Annotated in this window: 19 protein-coding genes and 1 pseudogene; 12 read left to right on the forward strand and 8 right to left on the reverse strand. The window is 68.7% G+C overall.

From position 1 onward, the window contains the following. Positions 1-262: 262 nt before the first annotated feature. Positions 263-526, forward strand: coding sequence for a GIY-YIG nuclease family protein (locus OGL92_RS15690; protein WP_263145266.1), 264 nt, complete (start codon positions 263-265; stop codon positions 524-526). Between the two features lie 64 nt (positions 527-590). After that, entirely contained in the window at positions 591-1,526 is a 936-nt protein-coding gene (locus tag OGL92_RS15695) for a glutathione S-transferase family protein (RefSeq protein WP_263145122.1), read from the forward strand. 18 nt (positions 1,527-1,544) lie between these two features. Here OGL92_RS15695 and OGL92_RS15700 read toward each other — a convergent pair whose 3' ends face one another. From OGL92_RS15700 to OGL92_RS15710, 3 genes are all read right to left on the reverse strand, one after another. Further along, on the reverse strand, positions 1,545-1,871 hold the full coding sequence (locus tag OGL92_RS15700) for a glutaredoxin family protein (RefSeq protein ID WP_263145125.1): 327 nt from the start codon (positions 1,869-1,871) through the stop codon (positions 1,545-1,547). Between the two features lies 1 nt (position 1,872). Continuing rightward, entirely contained in the window at positions 1,873-2,880 is a 1,008-nt protein-coding gene (yejK, locus tag OGL92_RS15705; RefSeq protein WP_263145127.1) for a nucleoid-associated protein YejK, read from the reverse strand. A 125-nt stretch (positions 2,881-3,005) separates the two neighbouring features. Continuing rightward, positions 3,006-4,337 (reverse strand): TAXI family TRAP transporter solute-binding subunit, encoded by a 1,332-nt coding sequence (locus OGL92_RS15710; protein ID WP_263145129.1) that lies wholly within the window; start codon positions 4,335-4,337, stop codon positions 3,006-3,008. Between the two features lie 127 nt (positions 4,338-4,464). On the opposite strand from OGL92_RS15710, the gene sbcD reads away from it, so the two are divergent. The 8 genes and pseudogenes from sbcD to OGL92_RS15745 all read left to right on the forward strand — a co-directional run bounded on the left by sbcD (position 4,465) and on the right by OGL92_RS15745 (position 13,782). After that, complete coding sequence (sbcD, locus tag OGL92_RS15715) at positions 4,465-5,673, forward strand: exonuclease subunit SbcD (protein WP_263145131.1); 1,209 nt, start codon at positions 4,465-4,467, stop codon at positions 5,671-5,673. A gap of 94 nt (positions 5,674-5,767) precedes the next feature. Further along, positions 5,768-6,592, forward strand: coding sequence for a cyclase/dehydrase (locus tag OGL92_RS15720; RefSeq protein ID WP_263145133.1), 825 nt, complete (start codon positions 5,768-5,770; stop codon positions 6,590-6,592). Further along, positions 6,589-7,758 carry a zinc-dependent alcohol dehydrogenase gene (locus tag OGL92_RS15725; protein WP_263145136.1) on the forward strand — a complete coding sequence of 390 codons (1,170 nt, stop codon included), beginning with the start codon at positions 6,589-6,591 and terminating at the stop codon, positions 7,756-7,758. Before OGL92_RS15720 ends, OGL92_RS15725 begins: the two co-directional genes overlap by 4 nt. 84 nt (positions 7,759-7,842) lie before the next feature. Then, positions 7,843-11,274, forward strand: coding sequence for an AAA family ATPase (locus OGL92_RS15730; RefSeq protein ID WP_263145138.1), 3,432 nt, complete (start codon positions 7,843-7,845; stop codon positions 11,272-11,274). A 143-nt stretch (positions 11,275-11,417) separates the two neighbouring features. Then, a pseudogene (locus OGL92_RS22220) lies at positions 11,418-11,849 on the forward strand (transposase); the annotation flags it as partial. A gap of 77 nt (positions 11,850-11,926) precedes the next feature. Continuing rightward, positions 11,927-12,127 (forward strand): hypothetical protein, encoded by a 201-nt coding sequence (locus OGL92_RS22225; protein WP_346659501.1) that lies wholly within the window; start codon positions 11,927-11,929, stop codon positions 12,125-12,127. Positions 12,128-12,271: 144 nt separating this feature from the next. Next, positions 12,272-13,168 carry an NAD synthetase gene (locus tag OGL92_RS15740; protein WP_263145142.1) on the forward strand — a complete coding sequence of 299 codons (897 nt, stop codon included), beginning with the start codon at positions 12,272-12,274 and terminating at the stop codon, positions 13,166-13,168. Positions 13,169-13,176: 8 nt separating this feature from the next. Then, entirely contained in the window at positions 13,177-13,782 is a 606-nt protein-coding gene (locus tag OGL92_RS15745) for a hypothetical protein (protein ID WP_263145144.1), read from the forward strand. Positions 13,783-13,945: 163 nt separating this feature from the next. Here the strand turns inward: OGL92_RS15745 and OGL92_RS15750 are convergent, their stop codons facing one another. Beyond that, positions 13,946-14,797, reverse strand: coding sequence for a DMT family transporter (locus OGL92_RS15750; RefSeq protein ID WP_263145147.1), 852 nt, complete (start codon positions 14,795-14,797; stop codon positions 13,946-13,948). Between the two features lie 647 nt (positions 14,798-15,444). Here OGL92_RS15750 and OGL92_RS15755 point away from each other — a divergent pair. Together OGL92_RS15755 and ada are read left to right on the forward strand one after the other, a co-directional pair. Next, positions 15,445-16,131, forward strand: coding sequence for a DNA-3-methyladenine glycosylase 2 family protein (locus OGL92_RS15755; protein ID WP_263145150.1), 687 nt, complete (start codon positions 15,445-15,447; stop codon positions 16,129-16,131). Positions 16,132-16,169: 38 nt separating this feature from the next. After that, entirely contained in the window at positions 16,170-17,255 is a 1,086-nt protein-coding gene (gene ada / locus OGL92_RS15760) for a bifunctional DNA-binding transcriptional regulator/O6-methylguanine-DNA methyltransferase Ada (protein ID WP_263145152.1), read from the forward strand. 144 nt (positions 17,256-17,399) lie between these two features. Here ada and rlmF read toward each other — a convergent pair whose 3' ends face one another. From rlmF to OGL92_RS15780, 4 genes are all read right to left on the reverse strand, one after another. Beyond that, positions 17,400-18,434: a 23S rRNA (adenine(1618)-N(6))-methyltransferase RlmF gene (gene rlmF / locus OGL92_RS15765; RefSeq protein ID WP_263145155.1), complete on the reverse strand. Its 1,035-nt coding sequence runs from the start codon at positions 18,432-18,434 to the stop codon at positions 17,400-17,402. A 70-nt stretch (positions 18,435-18,504) separates the two neighbouring features. Continuing rightward, positions 18,505-20,337, reverse strand: a complete 1,833-nt coding sequence (locus tag OGL92_RS15770) for an SLC13 family permease (RefSeq protein ID WP_263145158.1) — start codon at positions 20,335-20,337, stop codon at positions 18,505-18,507. A 34-nt stretch (positions 20,338-20,371) separates the two neighbouring features. Beyond that, positions 20,372-20,668, reverse strand: a complete 297-nt coding sequence (locus tag OGL92_RS15775; protein WP_263145160.1) for a winged helix-turn-helix domain-containing protein — start codon at positions 20,666-20,668, stop codon at positions 20,372-20,374. 538 nt (positions 20,669-21,206) lie between these two features. After that, positions 21,207-24,038 carry a valine--tRNA ligase gene (locus OGL92_RS15780; RefSeq protein WP_263145163.1) on the reverse strand — a complete coding sequence of 944 codons (2,832 nt, stop codon included), beginning with the start codon at positions 24,036-24,038 and terminating at the stop codon, positions 21,207-21,209. Positions 24,039-24,182 lie beyond the last annotated feature (144 nt).

The following is a 24,182-nucleotide window of genomic DNA, read 5'->3' on the forward strand; positions in this document are numbered from 1 at the left end:
ATTGGCGCCGTTACGGGGAGCGCCAGGGCTCGCTGGCGGCTTTTCCTCCAGCCCGTCGATGGTTGTCGCGCGGCGGCGGAGTGCCTAAGCTCGCCGCACATTCAGCGCGGGCGGAGGCGAGGCGAGGGTGATGGACGAAGCAGCATGCCTGGGCCGTGGCCGGGAGGCGCCAGACGATGGCGGCGCGGAGAGACCGGCCGCCGGCGACGGCGCGCGCGACGCCGGGCCCTCGGCGCCAGCGCCCAAGCCCTGGTTCGTCTACCTGGTGCGCGCGGCCAACGGTGCGCTCTACTGCGGGATCAGCGACGACCCGCGGCGACGCTTCGGCCAGCACTGCAGCGGCAAGGGCGCGCGTTTCTTCCACTCCAGCCCGGCGGTCGCCCTGGTGCACGTCGAGGCCTGCGCCGACAAGGGCGCGGCCCTGCGCCGGGAGCGGGCGATCAAGCGCCTGCCCAAGCGCGCCAAGGAGCGCCTGCTGGGCCCCAGCCCCATCATCCAGCGCGTGGATGACACGCCATCCGCGTGAGCCGGTGTGCGCCGCTCCGGCGAGGGGTAAGCTGCCGGTCCCTTCCCGTTTTCGCGGAGCCGTCATGCACGAGTTGATCCTGCACCACTACCCGACCTCGCCCTTCGCCGAGAAAGCCCGGCTGTTGCTGGGCTTCAAGCAGCTCTCCTGGCGCTCGGTGACCATCCCCGCGATGATGCCCAAGCCGGACCTGGTCGCCCTCACCGGCGGCTACCGCAAGACCCCGGTGTTGCAGGTGGGCGCCGACGTCTATTGCGACACCGCGCTGATCGCCCGCCGGCTGGAAGCGGAAAAGGCCACGCCGAGCCTGTTCCCCCGGGACCGCGCCTTCGCCGTGGCGAGTTTCGCCCAGTGGGTCGACAGTACGATCTTCCAGTACGCGGTGAGCCTGGTGTTCCAGCCCGAATCGGCGGCGCTGCGTTTCGCCCGGCTGCCGCCGGCGGCCGTCGAGGCCTTCATCGCCGACCGCGCCGCGCTGTTCAGCGGCGGCAGCGCCACGCGCCTGCCGGCGGAAGTGGCGCGCCGCGACTGGCCGACTCTGATGACCCGGCTGGAGCGGCAACTGGCCCAGGGCGCGGGCGACTTCCTGTTCGGCGAGCCGAGCATCGCCGATTTCTCACTGGCCCACTGCCTGTGGTTCCTCAAGGGCACGCCGGTCACCGCGCCGCTGGTGGACGATTACCCGGCGGTGGCGGCCTGGCTGGGCCGGGTGCTCGGCTTCGGGCATGGCGCGCCGAGCGAGCTGGGTGCCGCCGAGGCCCTGGAGATCGCCCACGCCGCGCAGCCGGCGGCCTTGCCGGACGAACCGGGTCGCGAGCCAGAAGGTGTGAGAATCGGCCAGCGGGTGGCGATCGCCGCGACCGACTACGGGGTCGATCCGGTGGAAGGCGAGTTGCTGTATGCCGGTCACGAGGACCTGATCCTGCGTCGCGAGGACCCCAGGGCCGGGGTGGTCCACGTGCATTTCCCGGTGCTGGGCTTCCGCCTGGAGGCGCGCTGAGGCCCGGCCGGCGCCCGGTCAGTAGGCGGCGAGGATGGCGTCGGGGTTGTAGCCCCTGACCAGGGTGCCCTTGACGTCCACCAGGGGCACGCCGTTGCCGCCCAGCGCTTCGTAGCCACGGCGGGCCTCGGCGGAGGCCTCGATGTCCAGGTCGAGGTAGGGAATCCCGCGCTCGGCGAGGAACGCGCGGGTCTTGGCGCAGTAGCCGCACCAGGCGGTGCCGTAAAGGATCACCTGGCCGTGGCGTGCCACCGCCGGTGCCGGCCCCAGGCCCAGCAGCGGCTCGACGCGACCCCAGTGCTGCCAGATCACCAGCGCCGCCAGGACCAGCAGGATCTTCTTCATCTCAGTCCTTGCGGCGCTTGAGCTGGTCGCGCAGCTGGGTCGGCACCTGGCGGATGATCAGCATGTCCCGCGCCTCGTCGTATTCGATCTTCGAGCCCAGCAGGTGCGACTCGAAGCTGATCGACAGGCCTTCGGCGCGGCCGGTGAAACGCTGGAATTGGCTAAGGGTGCGCTTGTCCGGCGGGATTTCCGGGGACAGGCCGTAATCCTTGTTGCGGATGTGGTCGTAGAAGGCCTTCGGCCGGTCCTCGTCGATCAGCCCGGACAGTTCGTCCAGGGTGATCGGCTCGCCCATCCTGGCCTGGCTGGTGGCATAGCCGACCAGCGTATTGGTCTTCTCCCGGGCCTGCTCCTCGGGCAGGTCTTCGCTCTCGACGAAATCGCTGAAGGCCTTGAGCAGGGTGCGGGTCTCGCTCGGCGCGTCCACGCCTTCCTGGCAACCGATGAAGTCGCGGAAATAATCCGAGACCTTCTTGCCGTTCTTGCCGCGGATGAAGGAGATGTACTGCTTGGACTGCTTGTTGTTGCGCCACTCGGACAGGTTGACCCGCGCCGCCAGGTGCAACTGGCCCAGGTCGAGGTGCTTGGCCGGCGCCACGTCCAGCGCGTCGGTCACCGTCACCCCTTCGCTATGGTGCAGCAGGGCGATCGCCAGGTAGTCGGTCATGCCCTGCTGGTAGTGGGCGAAGAGCACGTGGCCGCCGGTGGAGAGGTTGGATTCCTCCATCAGCTTCTGCAAATGCTCGACGGCCTGGCGGCTGAAGGCGGTGAAGTCCTGCTCGGCGTCCAGGTACTGCTTCAGCCAGCCGCTGAATGGATAGGCGCCGGACTCCTCGTGGAACAGGCCCCAGGCCTTGCCCTGCTTGGCGTTGTAGCTCTGGTTGAGGTCGGCCAGGAGGTTTTCCATGGCCTGGGATTCGCCCAGTTCGCTGTCCCGGGCGTGCAGCACCGCGGGCGAGCCGTCGGGCTTCTTGTCGATCAGGTGGACGATACAGTGGCGGATCGGCATGGTGGTCTCTTCGGCAGGGCGGTCATCGGCCGGCCAGTTTAACCCGAGCCATGGGGAAGAGGGTCAAGCGCCGCGGCGCCTCCCGCGGAACGCGGGTCGACGCCGGGCGCAACGGCGGCCTGGCCTCAGATCACCGGCGGGGTGTCCGGGTGGGCGTCCATTTCCTGCTGCATGCCGCGAAGTCGGGTCATCTCGTAGCGCACGTGCAGGTGCAACTCGTACAGCTCGTGGGAGTAGGAGAGCGGCACTTCCACCTGGCTGAGCTCGTCCTGCACCGCCTGCAAGGCGAGGATTTCGTCCTCCAGCGCGCTGCGGATCATCCCGGCGTGAATCTTGTCGTCGATCTCGTGCAGGTAGCGGTACCACTTGTAGATGCGCGAGCGGACCCGCCATTCGTAGAGCGGCGACAGCGACTTGAACAGCGGCAGCAGGATCGCGATGAAGGGAATCAGCAGGACGATGTAGCGATCCACCAGCGAGGCGATCTTGAACGGCAGGTAGCGCTGCAGGTAGGGCGGGCCGTTGCGGTAGTAGTTGTCGGCTTCCTTGGTCAGGGTGAAGGTGATGGGGTCGGCCTTGGGAAAAGTGTTGGCCTCGTCCAGCATGTTGCCTTCCTTGAGCACGTCGCGGGCGGCCTCCAGGATCATCGGCGTCAGCGCCGGGTGCAGGTTGCCATTGGCCACCAGGGTCGCCATCGGCGATAGGGTGATGACATCCTGGTCCGGGCTGTTGGTGGCCAGGTTGAGCAAGCCTTCCGGGATATTCACCGAAGAGAGGAATGGGAAGCGCGCCTCATAGGCGGCGGCGCGGCGGAAGCTCACCAGTTGCAGCTGATCGCTGGCCGCCAGGTCGCGGATCAGCGCGTTCTGCGGCGGGGCGACGAAGAAGGCCGCGTCCACGTCGCCGCGCACCAGCGCATCCGCCGCGTCGCGGCCACCGATGGCCTGCCAGGCGGCATCGTTCTGCATCTGGTTGGCTTCCAGCAGGCTGTTCACCACCGCCTGGGTACCGGTTCCGTCGACGCCGATGGCGACGCGCTTGCCGGCCAGGTCGGACAGCCGGTCGATGCCCAGGCCGCTGCGCTGAAACAGCCACAGCGGTTCGCGGTACATGGCGCCCAGGCCGTGCAGGCGGCCGCGGTCGCCGTCGTTGAGAATCTGCTCGGTGCCGCTCTGCACCAGCGCGATTTCCACCTGGCCGTCGAGCAGGCGCTTGAGGTTGTCCAGGGAGCCGCTGGTGGGCACCAGTTGCAGGTCGATGTCCTCGCGTTTCAGCCGCTCCTGCAAGCGCTTGCCGAAGTCGTGGTAGCCTCCGCCCTCGCCGCCGGTGGCCATCGTCAGGTGCGACGGCGGCGCGGGCGCCAACGCCCAGAAGAACACCCCGACCAGTATCACCAGTATCGGGATCAGCCACAGGTGGGCTTTTACGAACATCTTCACGTCGTTGAGCATCTTCATGCTGGCTCCGCTCGTTCCAAGGCCAAAAGGATCGGGCTGGTAGATCGCCCCCAAGTGATCCGACCCGGCCCATCGCCCGAGCGTTCGACCGATTCGCCGGCCGTCGCCGACATTCGAGGACTCCTTCATGCGTGTGCTGCACACTTCCGACTGGCACCTCGGCCAGCATTTCATGGGCAAGACCCGCCTCGCCGAGCACCGTGCCTTCCTCGCCTGGCTGATCGGGCAGGTGCGCGAGCACGCGGTGGACGCGCTGCTGGTGGTCGGCGACCTGTTCGATACCGGCTCGCCGCCGAGCTATGCGCGCGAGCTGTACAACCACTTCATCGTCGAGTTGCGCGACACCGGCGCCGAGCTGGTGATCCTCGGCGGCAACCACGATTCGGCGGCGACCCTCGGCGAGAGCAAGACGTTGTTCGCCCGGCTCAATGCCCGGGTGATCCCGGCGGTCGGCGACTGCCTGGACGACCAGTTGCTGGTGCTGCATCGGCGCGACGGGCAGCCCGGCGCGCTGCTCTGCGGCATCCCCTTCGTGCGCCCGCGCGACCTGCTGAGGAGCCGCGCCGGCGACAGCGCCGCCGATAAGCAACTGTCCCTGCAACAGGCGATCCAGGGCCATTACCAAGCGCTGCATGCCCTGGCCGAGGCGCGCCGCGAGGCCCTGGGCGGGGCGCTGCCCATCGTCGCCAGCGGCCACCTGACCACCGTCGGCGCCAGCGCCAGCGAATCGGTGCGGGAAATCTACGTGGGCGCGCTGGAAGCCTTCCCCACCAACGCCTTCCCGCCGGCGGCCTACATCGCCCTCGGCCATATCCACCGGCCGCAGAAGGTCGGCGGGCTGGAGCACATCCGCTACAGCGGCTCGCCGATCCCCCTCGGCTTCGACGAGGCGCGGCAGGCCAAGGAAGTGTTGTTGGTCGAGCTGGACGCCAATGGGCTGCGCGCTGTGACGCCGCTGCCGGTACCCTGTTTCCAGCCCATGCGGAGCCTGCGCGGCAACCTGGCGGAGCTCGGCCCGGCGCTGCGCGCGGCGGCCGCCGACGGCAGCCCGGAGCGGCCGGTGTGGCTGGACGTGACGGTGGTCGGCGACGACTACCTGGCGGACCTGGCCACACCCCTGGCCACGCTGCACGAAGGGCTGCCGGTGGAAGTGCTGCGCATCCGCCGCGAGCGCGGCCGCGACAAGGCCGCCCTGGCGCCCCAGGCGGTGACCCTGGAGGAACTCGGCCCGCAGGAGGTGTTCGCCCAGCGCCTGGCCGGCGAGGCGCTGGACGAGCCCCAGCGCCAGGCGTTGCAGCAGCTCTACCGGCAGGTCCTCAGCGAATTGCCCGACTGAGGCGTCGCGTTCGTCGGTTGTACGTTTTTTAAGCTGAACGGCCCTTCCCGCGCGCCAGTCAGCTCCTTGAGACCCCGTTCGCAAGGAGAACCCGATGTCCGAATTCGATGAGCCCCTGTCCGCCACCCGCGTGGCCCAGGAACAGTTGCACGGGCCCGATCTGGGCAGTGCCGAACGTACCCTTTCGTTGCTCGGCGGCAGCGCCCTGCTGTTCAACGGCCTGCGCGACGGCGGCGCCGCCGGCCTGGTGCAGGCCGGCCTCGGCGCGCTGCTCGCCTGGCGCGGCGCCAGCGGCCGGTGCCGGGTGAAACGCGCCCTCAACCCGACACCCTGGGAAAGTCGCCTTCAGCAGCAATACGGCTGGAGCAACATCGAAGCGCTGAGCCGCAGCGTGACCATCGCCAAGCCGCGCAGCGAGGTCTATGCCTGCCTCGCCGAGCCCGCCCGGCTGGCCCCGGTCCTGGCCGGCGTGGAGGCGATCGAGACCCTCGAGGACGGGCGCCTGCGCTGGACCTTCGGCGCTCCGCTGGGCAAGACCTTCCAGGTGATCAGCCGATTGGAGGACAGCCGCCAGGACGAACGCCTGGTGTGGGTCACCGAGGAAACCCGCTGGCTGCCGCACCGCTGCACCCTGACCTTCGGCGATGCGCCCCATGGACGCGGCACCGAGATCAAGGCGGTGCTCGCCTGCGAACCGCCGGCCGGCCGCGCCGGCTATGCCGCGGCCGCGCTGCTGGGCCGGGTTTCCGGCCACGCGCTGCTGCGCGAGCTGCGCCGGCTCAAGCAGTTCCTGGAAACCGGCGAAGTGCCCTCGGCCGACCTGCGCGCGCGACAGCCCCAGGACGAGGACCCGGACGACGCACCCGGCCTGAACCGGGAGCGGCCGGATTCGGCCTTCGTCGGGGAGGGCGCACGATGAGAGCCCTGACCTGGCAAGCCCCCAACCGGCTGCAAGTGGACACCGTGCCGGACCCGAGCATCGTCAACCCGCGCGACGTGATCCTGCGGGTGATCATGTCCTCGGTCTGCGGCTCCGACCTGCACCTGCTGGGCGGCTACGTGCCGGCGATGAAGCCGGGCGACATCATCGGCCACGAGTTCCTCGGCGAGGTGGTGGAGACCGGCTCGGCGATCACCGGTTTCGCCAAGGGCGACCGGGTGATCAGCATTTCCATCATCGGCTGCGGCGACTGCGAGCACTGCAAGCGCAGCGACTTCTCCTGCTGCGACAACTCCAACCCGAACCCGCAAGCCACCGACCTCGCCTACGGCCAGCCGTGCTGCGGAATCATCGGCTACAGCCACGCCTTCGGCGGCTACGCCGGCAGCCACGCCACCTACGTGCGCGTGCCCTATGCCGACGTCAACCTGTTCAAGGTGCCCGACGGGGTCAGCGACCAGCAGGCGGTGTTCGTCTCCGATGCCGCGCCGACCGGCTACTACGCCGCCGACATCGCCGATATCCAGCCGGGCGACACCGTGGCGGTATGGGGCTGCGGCGGGGTGGGCCAGATGGCGATCCGCAGCGCCTACCTGCTCGGCGCGGAACGGGTGATCGGCATCGACCGCTTCCCCGAGCGCCTGGAACTGGCCGAGCGCAAGGCCGGGGCGATCCCGCTGAACTACGAGACCACCAACGTGCACGAGGCGCTGCTGGAGCTCACCGGCGGGCGCGGCCCGGACCGCTGCATCGACTGCGTGGGCATGGAGGCCCACGGCACCGAGCTGGACTACGCCTACGACAAGACTAAGCAGATGCTGCGCCTGCACACCGAGCGCGGCAACGTGCTGCGCCAGGCCATCCGCGCCTGCCGCAAGGGCGGCACGGTGTCGGTGATCGGCGTCTACGGCGGGCTGCTGGACAAGTTCCCGATGGGCGCCATCGTCAACAAGGCGCTGACCCTGCGCTCCGGCCAGCAACCCGGGCAGCGCTATGCCGAGCGGCTGTTCGAGCACATCCGCAAGGGCGAGCTGGACCCCGCCTACCTGCTCACCCACCCGATGAGCCTCGAGCAGGCCCCGGAAGGCTACCGGTTGTTCAAGGAGAAATCCGAGGGCTGCCTGCGCGCGGTGTTCACCCCCTGAAGCCCGCCGGGCCGTCGCGCGCGGCGGCCCCGGCGTCCACCGGCTTGGGCTAGGATAGGCGCCTTTCCCCGCAGCCCGTGGCCCATGAAAATCCTCTCCCTGCGCCTGAAGAACCTCAATTCGCTCAAGGGCGAATGGAAGATCGACTTCACCGCCGAGCCCTTTCGCGACAACGGCCTGTTCGCCATCACCGGACCCACCGGGGCGGGCAAGACCACCCTGCTCGACGCCATCTGCCTGGCGCTCTACCACCGTACGCCGCGGATGAACGTGCTCTCCGCCACCAGCAACGAACTGATGACCCGGCATTGCGCCGACTGCCTGGCGGAAGTCGAGTTCGAGGTGCGCGGCCAGGGGTATCGCGCCTTCTGGAGCCAGCGTCGCGCCCGCGACAAGGCCGACGGCGCGCTGCAACCGGCCAAGGCCGAGCTGGCCCACCTGGACGGGCGGATCATCTGCGACCGCCTCGGCGACAAGCCGCGGGAAGTGGAGCGCCTGACCGGGCTCGACTTCGCCCGTTTCACCCGCTCCATGCTGCTGGCCCAGGGCGGTTTCGCCGCGTTCCTCGAGGCCGATGCGCGCAGCCGCGCCGAGCTGCTGGAGCAACTGACCGGCACCGACATCTACGGGCGGATCTCCCAGCGCGTGTTCGAGCGCGCCCGCGAGGTGCGCGAAGCGCTGGACCAGTTGCGCGCCCGCGCCGAAGGGGTGGAGCTGCTTGGCGACGAACAACGCGCGGCCCTGCTCGAGGAACGCGAACGCCTGGAGCGAGAAGAGACGGCGCTGCGCGAACAACTGGCGGAGGCCACGGCGCAGCGCCAGTGGCGCGCCGACCTGGCCGCCGGCGAGGCGCGCCAGCGCGCCGCGGCGGAGGACGAACGCTTGGCCGGGCAGGCACTGGCCGAGGCCGCCGATGACCTGCAACGGCTCGCCGCCAGCGCGCCGGCGGCGCGCCTGCAACCGCTGCATCGCGCGTGGCAGGCCGCCGAACGGGAAGGGGCGGCGACCCAGCGGAGGCTCCACGAGCTGCTCGGCGAGCGCGAGCGGGTCGGCGAAACCGCCCGCGCCAGCCTGGGGCGCGCGCAAGCGGCCGCGGGTCGCCTCGCGGAAGCCGCACAGGCTGCGGCGCGGGACCTGGACCGGCAGCGCCAGGCCTTGCACAGCCAGCTCGCCGATCAGCCCCAGCAGGCGCTGCTGCTGGAACGCCTCAGCGGTTGGCGCAACCGTTTCGCCGCCCGCGATGCCGGGACGGCGACGATCGCCGGCCTCCAGGCCCGCCAGCGCGACGCCGCCCATGCCCTGCACGCCGCCGGCGAGGCGCTCGCCGCCCGCCAGCGCGCCCTGGACGGTGCGCGTACCGCGCTGGAGCCGGCACGGCATGCCGAGGCCGAACTGCAACGGGACTGGCGGCACACCCTGGGCGAGCGCAGCGAAGCGGACTGGCGCGCCGACTGGCAGGACCTGCACGGCCGTGGGCAAGCCCTGGAGCGCCTGCAGCAACTCGGCGAGCGCCGCCGCGAGCTGGAGACGACGCTCGCCCGGCGCGAAGCGGCCCTGGCCGAGCGGCAACGCCAGCAGGCGGCGAAGAACACCGAACTGGCGACCCTGCGCGAGCGCTATCGGGCGGTGCAGCAGCAAGTCCGCGACAAGGAAAAGCTGCTCGAACAGGAGCAGCGCATCCAGGCCCTGGAACACTATCGCGCGCAACTCCGGCCCGGCGAGGCCTGCCCCCTGTGCGGCGCCCAGGACCATCCGGCGATCGCCGCCTACGCGGCGCTGGACGTCTCCGCGACGCGGCGCGAGCTGGAGGCGGCCAAGGCCGAACGCGAGACCCTGGGCGAGCGCGGCCAGGAGTTGAAGGGCGAGGCGGAGCGCCTGGACGAGCAGGTCCGGCAGCTGGCCGCCCAGCTCGACGAAGGGCGCCAGCAGAGCGCGGAGCTCGACCAGGCCTGGCAGCGGGAAACCCGGGCGCTCGACCTGTCCCTCGCCGACGACGACGCGCTCGCCGCGTACCGCGCGCGGCATGCCGAGGCGCTGGCGACGGCGCAGGCCACCCTGGAAGCCCTCGACGCCCATAAGCGGAGTCTGGAAGCGGCGCGCGCCACGCTGCAGGCCGCCACCACCGCCGAGGCCGAGGCACTGCGCGCCCAGGTCCAGGCCGAGAATGCCCAGGCGCTGGCCCAAGCCGGGCTGGACGAGCTCGCCCGCCAGGTGCAGGCGGCCCAGGCCCAGCAGCAGCGGATCGAGGAGGCCCTCGCCGGCGAACTGGCGGAACTCGGCTACGCCCTGCCCGACGAGGGCGAGAGCTGGTTGCGCCAGCGCGAAGCGGACGCCGAGGCCTGGCAACGGGCCCGGGACCGTTTGCAGTCCCTGGCCGAGCGCCAGGTGCGGCTGGACACCGAGGCGGAGACCGCGCGCCAGCAGGCCGAACGCTGGCATGGGCGCTGGGCCGAGGCGGGCCGCCCCGCGTCCCCTGGCGCGGCCACGGATACCGAGGCGCCCGCGCAGGCCCTGGCCGGCGCCGAAGCACAACTGCTCGCGGCCGAGCGGCGTGATGCGCAATTGCAGGGGGAACAGCGCTCCCTGCAACGGACCCTGGAACGCCAGCACGGCGAAGCCCAGGCGGCCGCGCAGGTCTGGCAAGACGCCTTGGCCGCCAGCCCCTTCGCCGACGCAGCGGCCTTCCTCGCCGCCTGCCTGGACGAACCCGAGCGCCTGGCGCTGCAAACCCGCAAGGACGCCCTGCAGCGCACCCTCGGCGATGCCCAGGCGTTGCGCACCGCGGCCGATCAGGCCCTGGCCGCGCTCGCCGCCGCGCCGCCGACCCCCTTGTCCGCCGAGCAACTGGACGAACGCCTGCAAGGGTTGAACGCCCAGGCCCGGACCCTGACCCAGCGCCAGGGCGAGATCCGCGCGCAGCTCCAGGGCGACGATGCGCGGCGGCAGAACCAGCAGGCGCTGTTCGCCGCCCTCGTCGAGCGGCAGGGCGAGCACGAGCGCTGGTCGCAACTCAACGGCCTGATCGGCTCGGCGGACGGCGCCAAGTACCGCAAGTTCGCCCAGGGGCTGACCCTGGATCACCTGATCCACCTGGCCAACCGGCGCCTGGAGCGCCTGCACGGGCGCTACCAGCTGGCGCGGCGCAACGCCGGCGAACTGGAGTTGGAAGTCATCGACACCTGGCAGGGCGACGTCGCCCGCGACACCCGTACCCTGTCCGGCGGCGAAAGCTTCCTGGTCAGCCTGGCCCTGGCCCTGGCGCTGTCCGACCTGGTCAGCCACAAGACCAGCATCGACTCGCTGTTTCTCGACGAAGGCTTCGGCACCCTCGACGGCGAGACCCTGGAAATCGCCCTGGACGCCCTGGACGCCCTCAACGCCAGCGGCAAGACCATCGGCATCATCAGCCACGTGGAGGCGCTGAAGGAGCGCATCCCGGTGCAACTCAGGGTGCACAAGTCGGTGGGCATGGGCTACAGCGCGCTGGATAGCCGCTATCGGGTCTGTGAAACCTAAGGAAACCCTGAAGAAGACTTTCTGATTTTGGCAAAATATCCGGATTCTACCCATCGAGTTTGCCGATGAAGCAAATGACCTTCGCCGACGCCGAATATGCCGGCAAGCGCAAGCAGACCCGCAAGGAGTTGTTCCTGATCGAGATGGATCAGGTCGTGCCGTGGAAGGGTTCGATTGCACTGATCAAGCCGCACTACCCCAAGGGTGAAAGCGGTCGTCCGTCGTATCCGTTGATGGCGATGCTGCGGGCGCACTTGATGCAGAACTGGTTTGGCTACAGCGATCCGGCGATGGAAGAAGCGTTATACGAGACGACCATCCTGCGCCAGTTTGCCGGACTGAGCCTGGAGCGCATGCCGGGCGAAACGCCATTCTCAACTTCCGTCGGCTGCTGGAGAGGCATGGGCTGGCGGTCGGATTCTAGGCGTGTAAACGGCTACCTGAGTGACAAGGGGCTGTTGCTGCGCCAGGGCACCATCGTCGACGCCACACTGATCCATGCATCCAGTTCGACCAAGAACCAGGACGGCAAGCGCGATCCAGAGATGCACCAGACCAAGAAGGGTAACCAGTACTACTTCGGTATGAAGGCGCACATCGGTGTTGATGATGAGTCGGGCCTAGTGCACACCGTGTGGGCACAGCGGCGAACGTGGCGGACATCACTCAGGTTGACAGGCTGCTGCATGGGAAGGAAAACGTGGTCGGTGCCGATGCAGGTTGCCGCGGCGTCGAGAAACGCCCTGAACATGAAGGACATGATGTCATCTGGCAAATCGCCGCTCGCCGCAGCACATATAAGAAGCTGAGTAAGCGCAGTTGCTGCTCACAGCTTTCAAAACGGCGGGACTGAAATCGGCTAGAAATACATGGCTACTTCAGGCCATCCTTAAGCCTAGAAGAAGGTTAAATGTTATTGCTGTTTTTGAATTGGCTCACTATTTGGTATCGAGCATTGATGTATGATTATTATCGTTAATATTCTGGGGATTGATGTATGCTGGGTTTTGAGACATCTCTAAATGCTCAGTTTCAGCGTCAGAAAATAGATGCTCGTTTCCGCATGGAGCCTTTGTTTTCTGCTATAGATAAAGATCCTGAGCTGATTGGTTCTGGGGTGATTTATATTGACTCCGATTACCAGGTATATAGATTGCGTGAGTTTCGTTCTATCTGCAGTCGGGCGCCAAAAAATATTATCATACGTGAAGTGAGTGTTTCTGCTCCTGTATCTCAGGTAGTGGCGGAAATTTCAAATAGTGCTCGAGAGTCAAGAGTCATAAAGGAGGCAATAAGTATGTCTCTTTCTTGTACTGGTGCCGTTGTATCATGGCTGGCTATGATAGCTGGCGGTGTAGGCACGCCATTCACAATGGGAACAAGCACAGCTTTAATGTATTTAGGAATGGCTAGTGCTGCGGCCAGTACAGCTCAATGCTTAGCCGGTGGGCTTAGAACTTACCAGGAGGCGATAGGAGACTCAGGATTCAATACCTGGTTAGATAGCGAGGATTGGTATACCAATACTATGTTATGTTTGGATTCTTTGTCATTAGCATCTGCTGCTGGCAGTTATGCTTCGTTGGGGCGGCAACTTATAATATTGAAGCATAGTACGGGGAGGGGCTGGCGATCTATTTTAGACGGTCTCAATAAGCATGAGCGTTACAAGCTGACAAGGGAAATGTTGAAAATTCAACACCCTAATATGAGTTTGCAAACTTTGAAAATGAGACAAACTATGAATCAGTTGCCTAGAGCTTATTCTGCTCCCCAACTAAGGGCAACTACTCGATCCCTCATCGTTGATGCTGTTGCGGCTAGCCTGTCAGTGGCGGGGAGTACCTATGCCGGGTCTGTTAAGTTATTAATTGGTTTGGCGGTAGAACAGTGAGAAACCATTTGGAAATTCCGCTCGCTACGCTATTGATGCGTTATTTTCCGCTGTTCTTCTGTTCCCTGTTGCTGACGCTGTTCAGCCTGGCGGGGAGTTGCGTGCTGGTGGGCCGCTTCCTGCGCGGATGGCTGGTGCCGGGGAGCGGCTACGGCGCGGCGGACGTCTTGATTCCCCTCGCCCTAGGACAGGTGATCGTGGTGTGCAAAGTGCTCATGGTACGCGGTTTCCGGCTGTTTCTCTGGCCGCTGGTGGCCCTGCTGCTGGCATGCTTCATGGCGTCGTCGACGGTGCTGATCGGGCGCGCCCTGTTCGATGTCCCGGGCGGCGTCGGGCTGTGGGAGCTCTCGGCGCTGGCGATGCCGCTGCTGGCGCTGGCGATGCTCCATTCGCGGCGCTACCAAGAGGCGCGCGCATTGTTCGCGTTCCGCCGCCACGAGCGTCAGGCGCTTGCCAATCCAGGTACTGTCCACCGGCCGCAACCGCCGGCGTTCCTGAACAACCTGGTCGAGCGCACGCCTCCAGGCGGGCATCCGCGGGATCGTTGGATAATCGGTGGGCTGCTCGTGCTGTCCTTCGCCGCCTTGGTCGCAAAGGCCTGGGGGCCTTTTTAGGGAGCGCGAAGGGCGCGGCCGGCTGGTCCACGCGGCGCAAAAACCAGTCTTCCCAGCCGGCCCGCAGCGCCGAGTGCAGCACTTTTCGCGGGTGGCCCTGGGACGACCCAACCCAGCCACGCCCAGGCGCTCGAAGCCAACGGCAGGGCGCCACGGCGGCGCGTCAGCCGGTGCGGAAGACCAGCGCCAGGCCGCCGAGGATCGCCGCCATGCCCAGCAGGCTCAGGCCTGACAGCGGATTGCCGAGCAGCAGATAGTCCAGCAGGGCGGTCACGCCGGGCACCAGATAGAACAGGCTGGTGACGTTGACCAGGCTGCCGGCCTGGATCAGCCGGTACAGCAGCAGGGTCGCCGCCACCGAGATCACCAGGGCCAGCCACAGCAGCGGCAGGATGAAGCCCAGGCTCGCCTCGGCGTGCAGCGGCTGGAAGGGCGCGAAGGCCGCGCAGAGCAGCAGGCTCACCGCGTACTGCAGCGGCAGCACCCGCAGCGGCGGCTGGCTCAGGCCTTTCTGCAGGATCGCGCCGAAGGTCATGGCCAGCAGGGCGAGCAGGGCCCAGAGCATGCCGGCCAGGGAAAACCGCGCCAGGCCGATGCTCTGCCACACCACCAGGGTCAGGCCGCCCAGGGCCAGCGCCAAGCCCAGGCCACGGCGCCAGGAATAGCGGCGCTCGAACAGCAGCAGGGTGAGGATCGGCTGCACGCCCAGCAGGGTGGCGAGCACCCCCGGGGTGATGCCGTGGTCCAGGGCCAGCAGGTAACCGATCTGGTAGCCGCCGACCAGCGACAGGCCGGTCAGCGCGACCCGCCAGCGGGTGCCCGGCTCGGGCAGCCAGCGCCGCGGCGAACGGCGGATGATCAGCAGCGCGACCAGGGCAAGGGCCAGGCGCAGCAGGAGGAAGGCGAAGGCCGACGCGTGGTCGAGCCCCCATTTGGCGAAGATCGCCCCGCTGCTCCAGAGCAGCACGAACAGCAGGGTCGTCCCGTGGGCGGACGCGAGTTTGCTAAAGGACATGGGAAGGTACCTGTCGAAAGGACGGGGCTCCGGCAACGACGGCCGCGGGGGCGTCGCCTGGAAAGACCGGAGGGGATCGGGTCAGCCGCGCGGAGCGGCCGGCGGATCGACAGGCGGGGGTGGGGAAAGGGCGCAGGCGAGAGCACCTGCATGGGTACCTGCGAGGGCGCCTGCAAGGGCGTCGATGCGCGCAGCGACGTTCGCGATCACGGCCGTGGCGGGCGTGGATGCGGAAGCGGAAAGCGCTGCGGATCGAGGCATGGAGGGTTACCGGGAAAGCGGGCCGGGGGTTCCGGGCCAGGGCCTAACCCTACCCCATCGGAAAGCGGCCCGACAAGCCGGCGCCCCGGCTCGTCGTCCAGGGGCATGGCGGCCGCCATGGACAGGTACCCGGGCTTCCTCCGGCGTACGCCGCGCCGCCGGTGCGCTTCGCCGCAAGGAACGGGGTGCCGGGAGCGGCGTCTTGCTTTAGGCTGCATCGAACGGAGGGCCGGCCCCGACCCTCCCTTGCATGTCGTCCCCGCCGCCCGGACTCCTCCGATGACCGACCCGCGTTCCCGCTCGATGCCTTCCCGGTCGACCCCGTACCTGCCTCACCCCGGCGCGCCGCGCCTGGGTGCGAAGACACCCGGCCACGGGAGCGGCCGATGACCGCCCGGATGGGCGGCGAGGCGGATTACCGCCAGGCCAGCGCGTTCCTCGCCGACCTGGACCCGGACTGGGCCTGGCTGGTGCGCACGGTCGGCCCCTGCGCCCATGCGCCCAAGCCGTCCCGCGAACCCTACGAGGCCCTGGCGCGGGCGATCGCCTACCAGCAACTGCACGCCCGCGCCGGCGATGCCATGCTCGGGCGCCTGCTGGCCTCGACGCCCGGCGGCGGTTTTCCCGCTCCCGCCCAACTGCTGGCCCTCGGCGCCGAGGGGTTGCGCGGGTGCGGGTTCTCCGCGAACAAGGCACTGGCCTTGTTGGGCATCGCCGAGGCCCGCCTGAGCGGGATCATCCCCAGCGGCGAGGTCGCCGCGACCCTGGACGACGAAACGCTCATCGAACGCCTGCTGCCCCTGCGCGGCGTCGGCCGCTGGACCGTGGAAATGCTGCTGATCTACAGCCTGGAACGCATGGATGTGCTGCCCGCCGACGACTTCGGCGTGCGCGAGGGCTATCGCCGGCTGAAAGGCCTGGAGCGGCAACCCACGCGCAAGCGGATGATCGAGATCGGCGCCGCCTGGCGACCCCATCGCACCGTTGCCGCCTGGTACCTCTGGCGGGTCCCGGCGACCCCCACGGAATTCGAGCGCAACAGGCGGAGTGCGGCGCCGGACGGCCCGGCCTAACCTGGCCTCCGATGCCCTTCCACCCTTGCGGAGCAGCCATGCGCTCATCCAGATCCCCGATTCCAGGCGATGCCGCCGCCGTCCAGGCCGATCCGCGCTGGCACGCCGTGCTGGCGCGCGACCCGGCGGCCGACGGCCGTTTCGTCTACGCCGTGCGGACCACCGGCGTGTACTGCCGGCCCAGCGCCTCGGCGCGCTTGCCGCGCCCGGAGAACGTGGAGTTCTTCGACAGCGCCGAGCAGGCCGAGGCGGCCGGTTACCGGCCGAGCCGGCGCGCGGCGGCCGACCGCGGCCAGGTGGCGGCGCGACGCGCGCAGTGGGTGGCCGAGGCTTGTCGGCGCATCGACGCGGCGGAGCAGCCGCCGAGCTTGGCCGAACTGGCCGCCGCGGCTGGCGTGAGCCCCTACCATTTCCACCGGATCTTCAAGGCGATCACCGGCCTGACCCCGAAGGCCTACGCCGACGCCCGGCGCAGGCGCGCGGTGCGGGCGGGGCTGGAAAAGGGCGCCTCGGTGACGGAAACCCTCTACGCCGCCGGATTCAATTCCAACGGGCGCTTCTACGCCGCCAGCGACGCGCTGCTGGGGATGACCCCCAGCGACTACCGCGCGGGCGGCAGCAACACCGCGATCCGCTTCGCCCTGGGCGAGTGCTCCCTGGGTTCGATCCTGGTGGCGCAGAGCGCGCGGGGGGTGTGCGCGATCCTGCTGGGCGACGACCCGGACGCGTTGCTGCGGCAACTGCAGGATGCCTTTCCCCGCGCCGAACTGGTCGGCGGCGACGCGCCGTTCGAGAGGCTGGTGGCGCTGGTGGTCGGCTTCATCGAGGCGCCGGCGCTGGGCCTGGACCTGCCGCTGGACGTGCGCGGCACCGCCTTCCAGCAGCGGGTGTGGCAGGCGCTGCGCGAGATTCCGTTGGGCAGCACGGCGAGCTACGCGGACATCGCCGCCCGGATCGGCGCGCCCCGCGCGGTGCGGGCCGTGGCCCGTGCCTGCGGGGCCAACCGCCTGGCGGTGGCCATTCCCTGTCACCGGGTGGTGCGCAGCGATGGCCAGTTGTCCGGCTACCGCTGGGGGGTGGAACGCAAGCGCCGCCTGCTGGAACGAGAAACGCCGCCGTCCTGACAGGCGCGGCCGGCGTGATCGCCCGCATGGAGTTCCCCGAAAGCGGCGGGCGGAAGGGCTGGCATCCCGGCGAAGGGGCTTACGCCGGACGAAGGGCCCCAGGGGGCTTCGATCCGTGCGCCCTGACCGATCCCGTCTCCTGGCTTACAGCGCCTGGCGCGCTGCGTGCCAGGCGTGGCGCTGCTCGGCGTCGAGGAAGGTCCAGGCGACGAAGCGGCTCTGCTTCTGCCCCTGGGCCATGTCCAGGGTGCGCACTTCACGGGCCTTGGCGGCGCGCAGCCGGGCCAGCACCCCCGGCAGATTGCCGGCCTTGGACACCAGGCTGCTGAACCAGAGCACCTGGGTCGGGTAGGCGACGCTTTCGTCGATCATCCGTTGCAGGAACCCGGCTTCGCCGCCGACGCACCAGAGTTCGGCGCCCTGGCCGCCGAAATTGAGCAGCGGCAGCCTGCGCCGCGGATCGAGCTTGCCGAGGTTGCGCCACTTGCGCTGGCTGCCGCGGGTGGCTTCGTCGAGGGAGGCGTGGAACGGCGGGTTGCACAGGCTCAGGTCGAAACGCTCGCCGGTCTCCAGCAGGCCCTTGAACAGGTGCCGCGGTTCGGCTTGCCTGCGCAGCTCGATGGCCCCGTCGAGCCCGGGGTTGCCGGCGACGATCGCCCGCGCCGAGTCCAGCGCCTGCGGGTCGATGTCGGCGCCGACGAAGCGCCAGCCGTATTCGCAATGGCCGATCAGCGGGTAGATGCAATTGGCGCCGACGCCGATGTCCAGCACGCGCACCGCCGGGCCGCGGGGGATCGTCGCCTCGAGGGACCGCGCCGGGTGCCCGGCCGCGGTGGCGCCCGCCTGGCGATCCTCGGCGAGCAGGTCGGCCAGGCCGTGCAGGTAGTCGGCGCGGCCGGGAATCGGCGGGCACAGGTAGCCGGGCGGAATGTCCCAGTGGGCGATGCCGTAGAAGCGCTTGAGCAGGGCGCGGTTGAACACCTTCACCGCCTCGGGATCGGCGAAGTCGATGCTCGGCTTGCCATAGGGGTTGAGGATCACGTGGGCGGCCAGCGCCGGGCTTTCGGCGATCAGCGCGGGGAAGTCGTAGCGGCCCTGGTGGCGGTTGCGCGGGTGCAGCGTGGCCGGGCGTTCGGCGGGAGGCGTGGGGCGCGGGGCGCCGCCGCGGGGTCTGGACATAGCGGGATCGGTCGAGTGGGGCGGGCCGGCATTCTCCCACAGCCGCGCGCCCGGCGGCAGCGGCCGCGCCTCAGTACAGCGGGAACAGCCAGGGCACCATCAGCACGCTGATCAGCATCACCAGCAGGGTGAAGGGCACGCCGATCTTCACGAAGTCGCCGAAGCGGTACTGGCCCGGGCCCAGCACCAGAGTGTTCACCGGCGAGGAAATCGGCGTCATGAAAGCTGCCGAGGCGGCCAGGGCCACGGTGATCGCGAAGGGGTAGGGCGAGGCGCCGAGCTGCTGCGCGGTGGCGATGGCCACCGGCGCCATCAACACCGCGGTGGCGGTGTTGGAGATGAACAGGCCGATCAGCGCGGTGAGGGCGAACAGGCTGGCGAGGATCGCATAGGGGCCGGCGTCGCCGAGCAGGCCGACCAGCCCGGCCACCGCCAGCTCGATGCCGCCGGTCTTCTCCAGGGCCAGGGCGAACGGCAGCATGCCGACGATCAGGATCAGGCTCTGCCAGTGGATCGAGCGGTAGGCGCTGTCCATGTCGATGCAGCGGAAGGCGCCCATCACCAGGCAGCCGATCAGCGCGGCGAGCACGTTGGGCACCCAGCCGCCGATCATCAGCAGCACCATCAGCGCCAGGGCCAGCAGGGCGAAGGGCGCGCGGCTGGCGGCCGGCGCCACCTCGTCCACTTCGGCCGGCAGGCTCAGCACGAGGAAATCCCGTTGCTGGGTCTGCAACTGGCGAATCGCCTTCCACGGGCCTATCACCAGCAGGGTGTCGGCGAAGCGCAGGCGTTCCTCCACCAGCGCCCCGGTGAGGGGCTCGCGCTCCCGGCGCAGGCCGATCACGTTGAGCCCGTACTGGCTGCGGAAGGCCAGCTCCAGCAGGGTCTTGCCGATCAGCGTGGACTCCGGCGGCAGGGTCACTTCGGCCATGCCCACCTCCCGCGACTGGTCGGTGAAGTAGCTGCCGCGCAGGCGCAGCGGCTCCAGGCCGAGCTGCCGGCACAGGGCGTGGAGGTCTTCGAGGGGCGCGAAGAGGTCGAGCAGCAGCACGTCGCCTGCCTTGATCTCGGTGCTGGCGCTGGGGCTGAGCACTTCGCGGCCGAAGCGGTATTGCCGCTCGATGCCCACCACGTTGGCGCCATGCAGGGTACGCAGGTGCAGCTCCTGCAACGGCCGGCCGAGCAGCGGCGAGTCGGCGCTCACCCGCAGGCGCCGTTCGCGGCCGGCCAGGTGATAGTCGCGGACCAGGTCGAGCAAGGTGCGCCGCGCCTGGCGCGCGTCGTCCTTGGGGCTGGTGCCGCCGAGCCAGCGGCGGGTGAGCAGCATGTAGCCAACGCCCAGGGCCAGCACCGCCAGGCCGAACGGGGTGACGGCGAAGAACCCCAGGCCTTCGTAGCCGGCGCGGCGCAGCTCGCTGTGCACCACCAGGTTCGGCGCCGTGGCCACCAGGGTGAGCATGCCGCTGATCAGCCCGGCGACCGACAGCGGCATCATCAGCCGGCGCGGCGAAATGCGCAGGCGCGAGGCGACGCTGAGCACCACCGGAATGAAGATCGCCACCACCCCGGTGGAGCTCATCACCGAGCCGAGCCCGGCGGCGGCCAGCATCAGCAGTACCAGCAAGCGCGTCTCGCTGCTGCCGGCGCGGCGTGCCAGCCATTCGCCGAGGCGCAGGGCCACGCCGGTGCGCACCAGGCCCTCGCCGATAACGAAGAGCGCGGCGATCAGCACCACGCTGGGATCGCTGAAGCCGGCCAGGGCGTCCTGCACGTCGATCACTCCCGACAGCGGCAGGATCACCATCACCAGCAGCGCCACCACGTCCATCCGCGGCCGGTTGGCGACGAACAGCGCCACGGCGACGGCCAGCAGGGTCAGCACCCAGATCAATTGCGGATTCATCCCGTCCCCTCGGTAAGGCGTCGCTCGCAGCCTGTCACGGATAGCCGAGGGTGTGCTTGATGTGCGGCAAATGCGTGGCGATCCACTGGCGATCGATCGGCCCCCAGTCGCGGATGCGGTAGTGGCCGGCGTTGTTGCGCTCGCCGGCGTCCTGTTCGAAGACGCAGTCGATGTCCAGCTCGGCGAGGGCGGCGAGGGTGTCCTGGGCGGTGCGTCGGGGCATGCCGGTGGCGCTCATCAGCGCCGGCACGCTGGTGGCCGCGCCGCTGTCGATCAGCCAGGCGACGTAGAGGCGGCGGTAGAAGCTGGTGCGGGTCTTGCTGGTCTGCATGGCGGGTATCCGTGGCGCTCAAGGGTAGAGACGTGCCGCCCGGCGGCGCAGGGTGCAATGGCGGCTGGCGAAGAACGGGTGGATCACGCCGCGCCCCAGCGGGGCGGCGACGCGCGCCTATCCTGCCAGCCCCGGGCGACCGGGTGTAGTGCCCCCTGTGCCAGCCTGCCGGAGGAGGATGGCGTGCAAGGAGGTGTAGGTGAAGGGAGCGGTGGATCGGTGAAGCGTGATCCACCCTACGGGGGGCGAGAACCGCGATCGAGGGTTGCTCGTCCCGTAGGGTGGATGACGCTTTTTTCATCCACCACCCGCCGACGCCGAAGGTGATCGCGGGAGCGTCATTCGGAAAAGCACGACCTGGCGAGAAATGCCGCGGGGGGCCATCCGGTGGATCGGTGGAGCGTGATCCACCCTACGGGGGGCGAGAACCGCGACCGCGGACTGTTCGTCCCGTAGGGTGGATGACGCTTTTTTCATCCACCACGCCGCCGGCGTGGGGGCGCCATGAAAAAGCCCGGGCGGGCCCGGGCTTTTGGCGTTACAGGTTGGCGATCTTGCCGCGCTGTTCGGCGAGTCGCGCCAGGGCCTGTTCGGCCTCGGCGAGCTTGGCGCGTTCCTTGTCGATCACCTCGGGCGGCGCCTTGGCGACGAAGCCCTGGTTGCCGAGCTTGCCGCCGACGCGCTTGACTTCGCCGTCCAGGCGCTGGATTTCCTTGTCCAGGCGCGCCAGCTCGGCGGCCTTGTCGATCAGCCCGGCCATCGGCACCAGCACCTGCATGTCGCCGACCAGGGCGGTGGCGGACATCGGCGCTTCCTCGCCGGCGCCCAGCACGCGCACCGACTCCAGCTTGGCCAGCTTGTTCAGCAGCGGCGCGTTGTCGTTCAGCCGGCGCAGGTCGGTGTCCGAGGCGTTGGCGACGATGATGTCGATGCGCTTGGCCATGGAGATGTTCATCTCGCCACGGATCTGCCGCACGCCGAGCATCAGCGTCTTGACCCACTCGATGTCGCCTTCGGCGGCGGCGTCGATCCTCGCCTCATCGGCCACCGGCCAGGGTTGCAGCATCAGGGTGTCGCCCTGCTTGCCGGCCTGGGCCTTGATGCGCTGCCAGATTTCCTCGGTGATGAAGGGCATGAACGGGTGGGCCAGGCGCAGGATCACTTCCAGCACGCGGATCAGCGTGCGGCGGGTGCCGCGCTGGCGCTCGATGGGCGCGTTCTCGTCCCACAGCACCGGCTTGACCAGTTCCAGGTACCAGGCGCAGTACTCGTCCCAGACGAATTCGTAGAGCGCCTGCGCGGCCAGGTCGAAGCGGAAGGCGTCGAGTTGGCGGGTGACTTCGCGTTCGGCGCGCTGCAGGTGGGAGATGATCCAGCGGTCGACGGAGGACAGCTCCACCGTCTCGTCATGCACGCCGGTGTCCTGGCCATCGGTGTTCTCGATGACGAAGTTGGCGGCGTTCCACAGCTTGTTGCAGAAGTTGCGGTAGCCTTCGACGCGGCCCATGTCGAACTTGATGTCGCGGCCGGTGGAGGCCAGCGAGCAATAGGTGAAGCGCAATGCGTCGGTGCCGTAGCTGGCGATGCCCTCGGGGAACTCGGCGCGGGTCTGCTTGGCGATCTTCTCGGCCATCTTCGGCTGCATCAGGCCGCTGGTGCGTTTTTCCAACAACGCGTCCAGCCCGATCCCGTCGATGATGTCCAGCGGGTCGAGCACGTTGCCCTTGGACTTGGACATCTTCTGCCCCTGGCCGTCGCGCACCAGGCCGTGGACGTACACGGTCTTGAACGGAATCTGCCCGGTCAGGTGGGTCGACAGCATGATCATCCGGGCGACCCAGAAGAAGATGATGTCGAAGCCGGTGACCAGCACGTCGGTGGGGTGGAAGGTCTTGAGCGCCTCGGTCTGCTCGGGCCAGCCGAGGGTCGAGAAGGTCCACAGGCCGGAGCTGAACCAGGTGTCGAGGACGTCGTCGTCCTGGCGCAGGCGCGCGTCGCCCAGGCCGTGCTTGGCGCGCACCTCGGCCTCGTCGCGGCCGACGTAGACCTGGCCGGCCTCGTCGTACCAGGCGGGAATCCGGTGGCCCCACCAGAGCTGGCGGCTGATGCACCAGTCCTGGATGTCGCGCATCCAGCTGAAGTACATGTTCTCGTACTGCTTGGGCACGAACTGGATCTCACCGCTTTCCACCACGGCGATGGCCTTCTCGGCCAGGGGCTTGGTGGAAACGTACCACTGGTCGGTCAACCAGGGCTCGATGACGGTGCCGGAGCGGTCGCCCTTGGGCACCTTCAGCGCGTGGTCCTCGATCTTCTCCAGCAGGCCCTGGGTCTCGAAGGCGGCGACGATGCGTTTGCGCGCCTCGAAGCGATCCAGGCCGGCGTATTCGGCCGGCAGGCTGCCGTCGAAGTCGGTATCGACGCTGCCGTCGAGGCGGAACACCTGGGCGGTGGCCAGCACCGCGGCGTTCTTGTCGAAGATGTTGATCAGCGGCAGGCCGTGGCGCTTGCCGACTTCGTAGTCGTTGAAGTCGTGGGCCGGGGTGATCTTCACGCAGCCGGTGCCGAACTCGGGGTCGCAGTAGTCGTCGGCGACGATCGGGATGCGCCGGCCGAGCAGCGGCAGTTCGACGAAGGTGCCGATCAGCGCCTGGTAGCGCTCGTCATGGGGGTTCACCGCCACCGCGGCGTCGCCGAGCATGGTTTCCGGGCGGGTGGTGGCGACCACCAGGTGGTCGGCGCCCTCGGCGGTCCTGGCGCCGTCCGCCAGCGGATAGCGCAGGTGCCAGAGGTGGCCCTTGTCGTCGTGGCTTTCCACTTCCAGGTCGGAGATCGCCGTGTGCAGCTTGGTGTCCCAGTTGACCAGGCGCTTGCCGCGATAGATCAGGCCGTCCTCGTGCAGGCGCACGAAGGCTTCCTTGACCGCCTCGGAGAGACCGGCGTCCATGGTGAAGCGCTCGCGCGACCAGTCCACCGAGGAACCCAGGCGACGGATCTGCCGGCTGATGTTGCCGCCGGACTCGGCCTTCCACTGCCACACCTTGTCGAGGAATTTCTCGCGGCCGAGGTCGTGGCGCGACAGGCCCTGGGCGCCGATCTGGCGCTCCACCAGCATCTGCGTGGCGATCCCGGCGTGGTCGGTGCCCGGCTGCCACAGGGTATTGCGGCCCTGCATGCGGCGGAAACGGATCAGCGCATCCATGATCGCGTTGTTGAAGCCGTGGCCCATGTGCAGGCTGCCGGTGACGTTCGGCGGCGGGATCATGATGGTGTAGGGCTCGCCGGCGCCTTGCGGGGCGAAATAACCACGGGACTCCCAGTTCTGATACCAGGACGTCTCGATGGCGTGGGGCTGATAGGTCTTGTCCATGGGGGCGGGACCCTTACTCGCGGCTGATCGGGAAAGCCGCCGAGTATAGCGGGATGGCGCGCCGGGCGGGAATCGCGGCGCGTCCGCCGGCGCGGCCCGGCGGATTGACATGCATCAAGGGCCGAGGCGGCGCGTTGCGCTGGA

It is taken from the genome of Pseudomonas sp. RIT-PI-AD (assembly GCF_025642785.1).
GTDB lineage: Bacteria > Pseudomonadota > Gammaproteobacteria > Pseudomonadales > Pseudomonadaceae > Pseudomonas_T.

Bases quoted from the DNA above. Each gene is read 5' to 3' on its own strand.
- OGL92_RS15695 (WP_263145122.1), top strand. From the start codon at position 591: ATGCACGAGTTGATCCTGCACCACTACCCGACCTCGCCCTTCGCCGAG.
- OGL92_RS15700 (WP_263145125.1), bottom strand. From the start codon at position 1,871: ATGAAGAAGATCCTGCTGGTCCTGGCGGCGCTGGTGATCTGGCAGCAC.
- yejK (WP_263145127.1), bottom strand. From the start codon at position 2,880: ATGCCGATCCGCCACTGTATCGTCCACCTGATCGACAAGAAGCCCGAC.
- OGL92_RS15710 (WP_263145129.1), bottom strand. From the start codon at position 4,337: ATGAAGATGCTCAACGACGTGAAGATGTTCGTAAAAGCCCACCTGTGG.
- sbcD (WP_263145131.1), top strand. From the start codon at position 4,465: ATGCGTGTGCTGCACACTTCCGACTGGCACCTCGGCCAGCATTTCATG.
- OGL92_RS15720 (WP_263145133.1), top strand. From the start codon at position 5,768: ATGTCCGAATTCGATGAGCCCCTGTCCGCCACCCGCGTGGCCCAGGAA.
- OGL92_RS15725 (WP_263145136.1), top strand. From the start codon at position 6,589: ATGAGAGCCCTGACCTGGCAAGCCCCCAACCGGCTGCAAGTGGACACC.
- OGL92_RS15730 (WP_263145138.1), top strand. From the start codon at position 7,843: ATGAAAATCCTCTCCCTGCGCCTGAAGAACCTCAATTCGCTCAAGGGC.
- OGL92_RS15740 (WP_263145142.1), top strand. From the start codon at position 12,272: ATGCTGGGTTTTGAGACATCTCTAAATGCTCAGTTTCAGCGTCAGAAA.
- OGL92_RS15750 (WP_263145147.1), bottom strand. From the start codon at position 14,797: ATGTCCTTTAGCAAACTCGCGTCCGCCCACGGGACGACCCTGCTGTTC.
- OGL92_RS15755 (WP_263145150.1), top strand. From the start codon at position 15,445: ATGACCGCCCGGATGGGCGGCGAGGCGGATTACCGCCAGGCCAGCGCG.
- ada (WP_263145152.1), top strand. From the start codon at position 16,170: ATGCGCTCATCCAGATCCCCGATTCCAGGCGATGCCGCCGCCGTCCAG.
- rlmF (WP_263145155.1), bottom strand. From the start codon at position 18,434: ATGTCCAGACCCCGCGGCGGCGCCCCGCGCCCCACGCCTCCCGCCGAA.
- OGL92_RS15770 (WP_263145158.1), bottom strand. From the start codon at position 20,337: ATGAATCCGCAATTGATCTGGGTGCTGACCCTGCTGGCCGTCGCCGTG.
- OGL92_RS15775 (WP_263145160.1), bottom strand. From the start codon at position 20,668: ATGCAGACCAGCAAGACCCGCACCAGCTTCTACCGCCGCCTCTACGTC.
- OGL92_RS15780 (WP_263145163.1), bottom strand. From the start codon at position 24,038: ATGGACAAGACCTATCAGCCCCACGCCATCGAGACGTCCTGGTATCAG.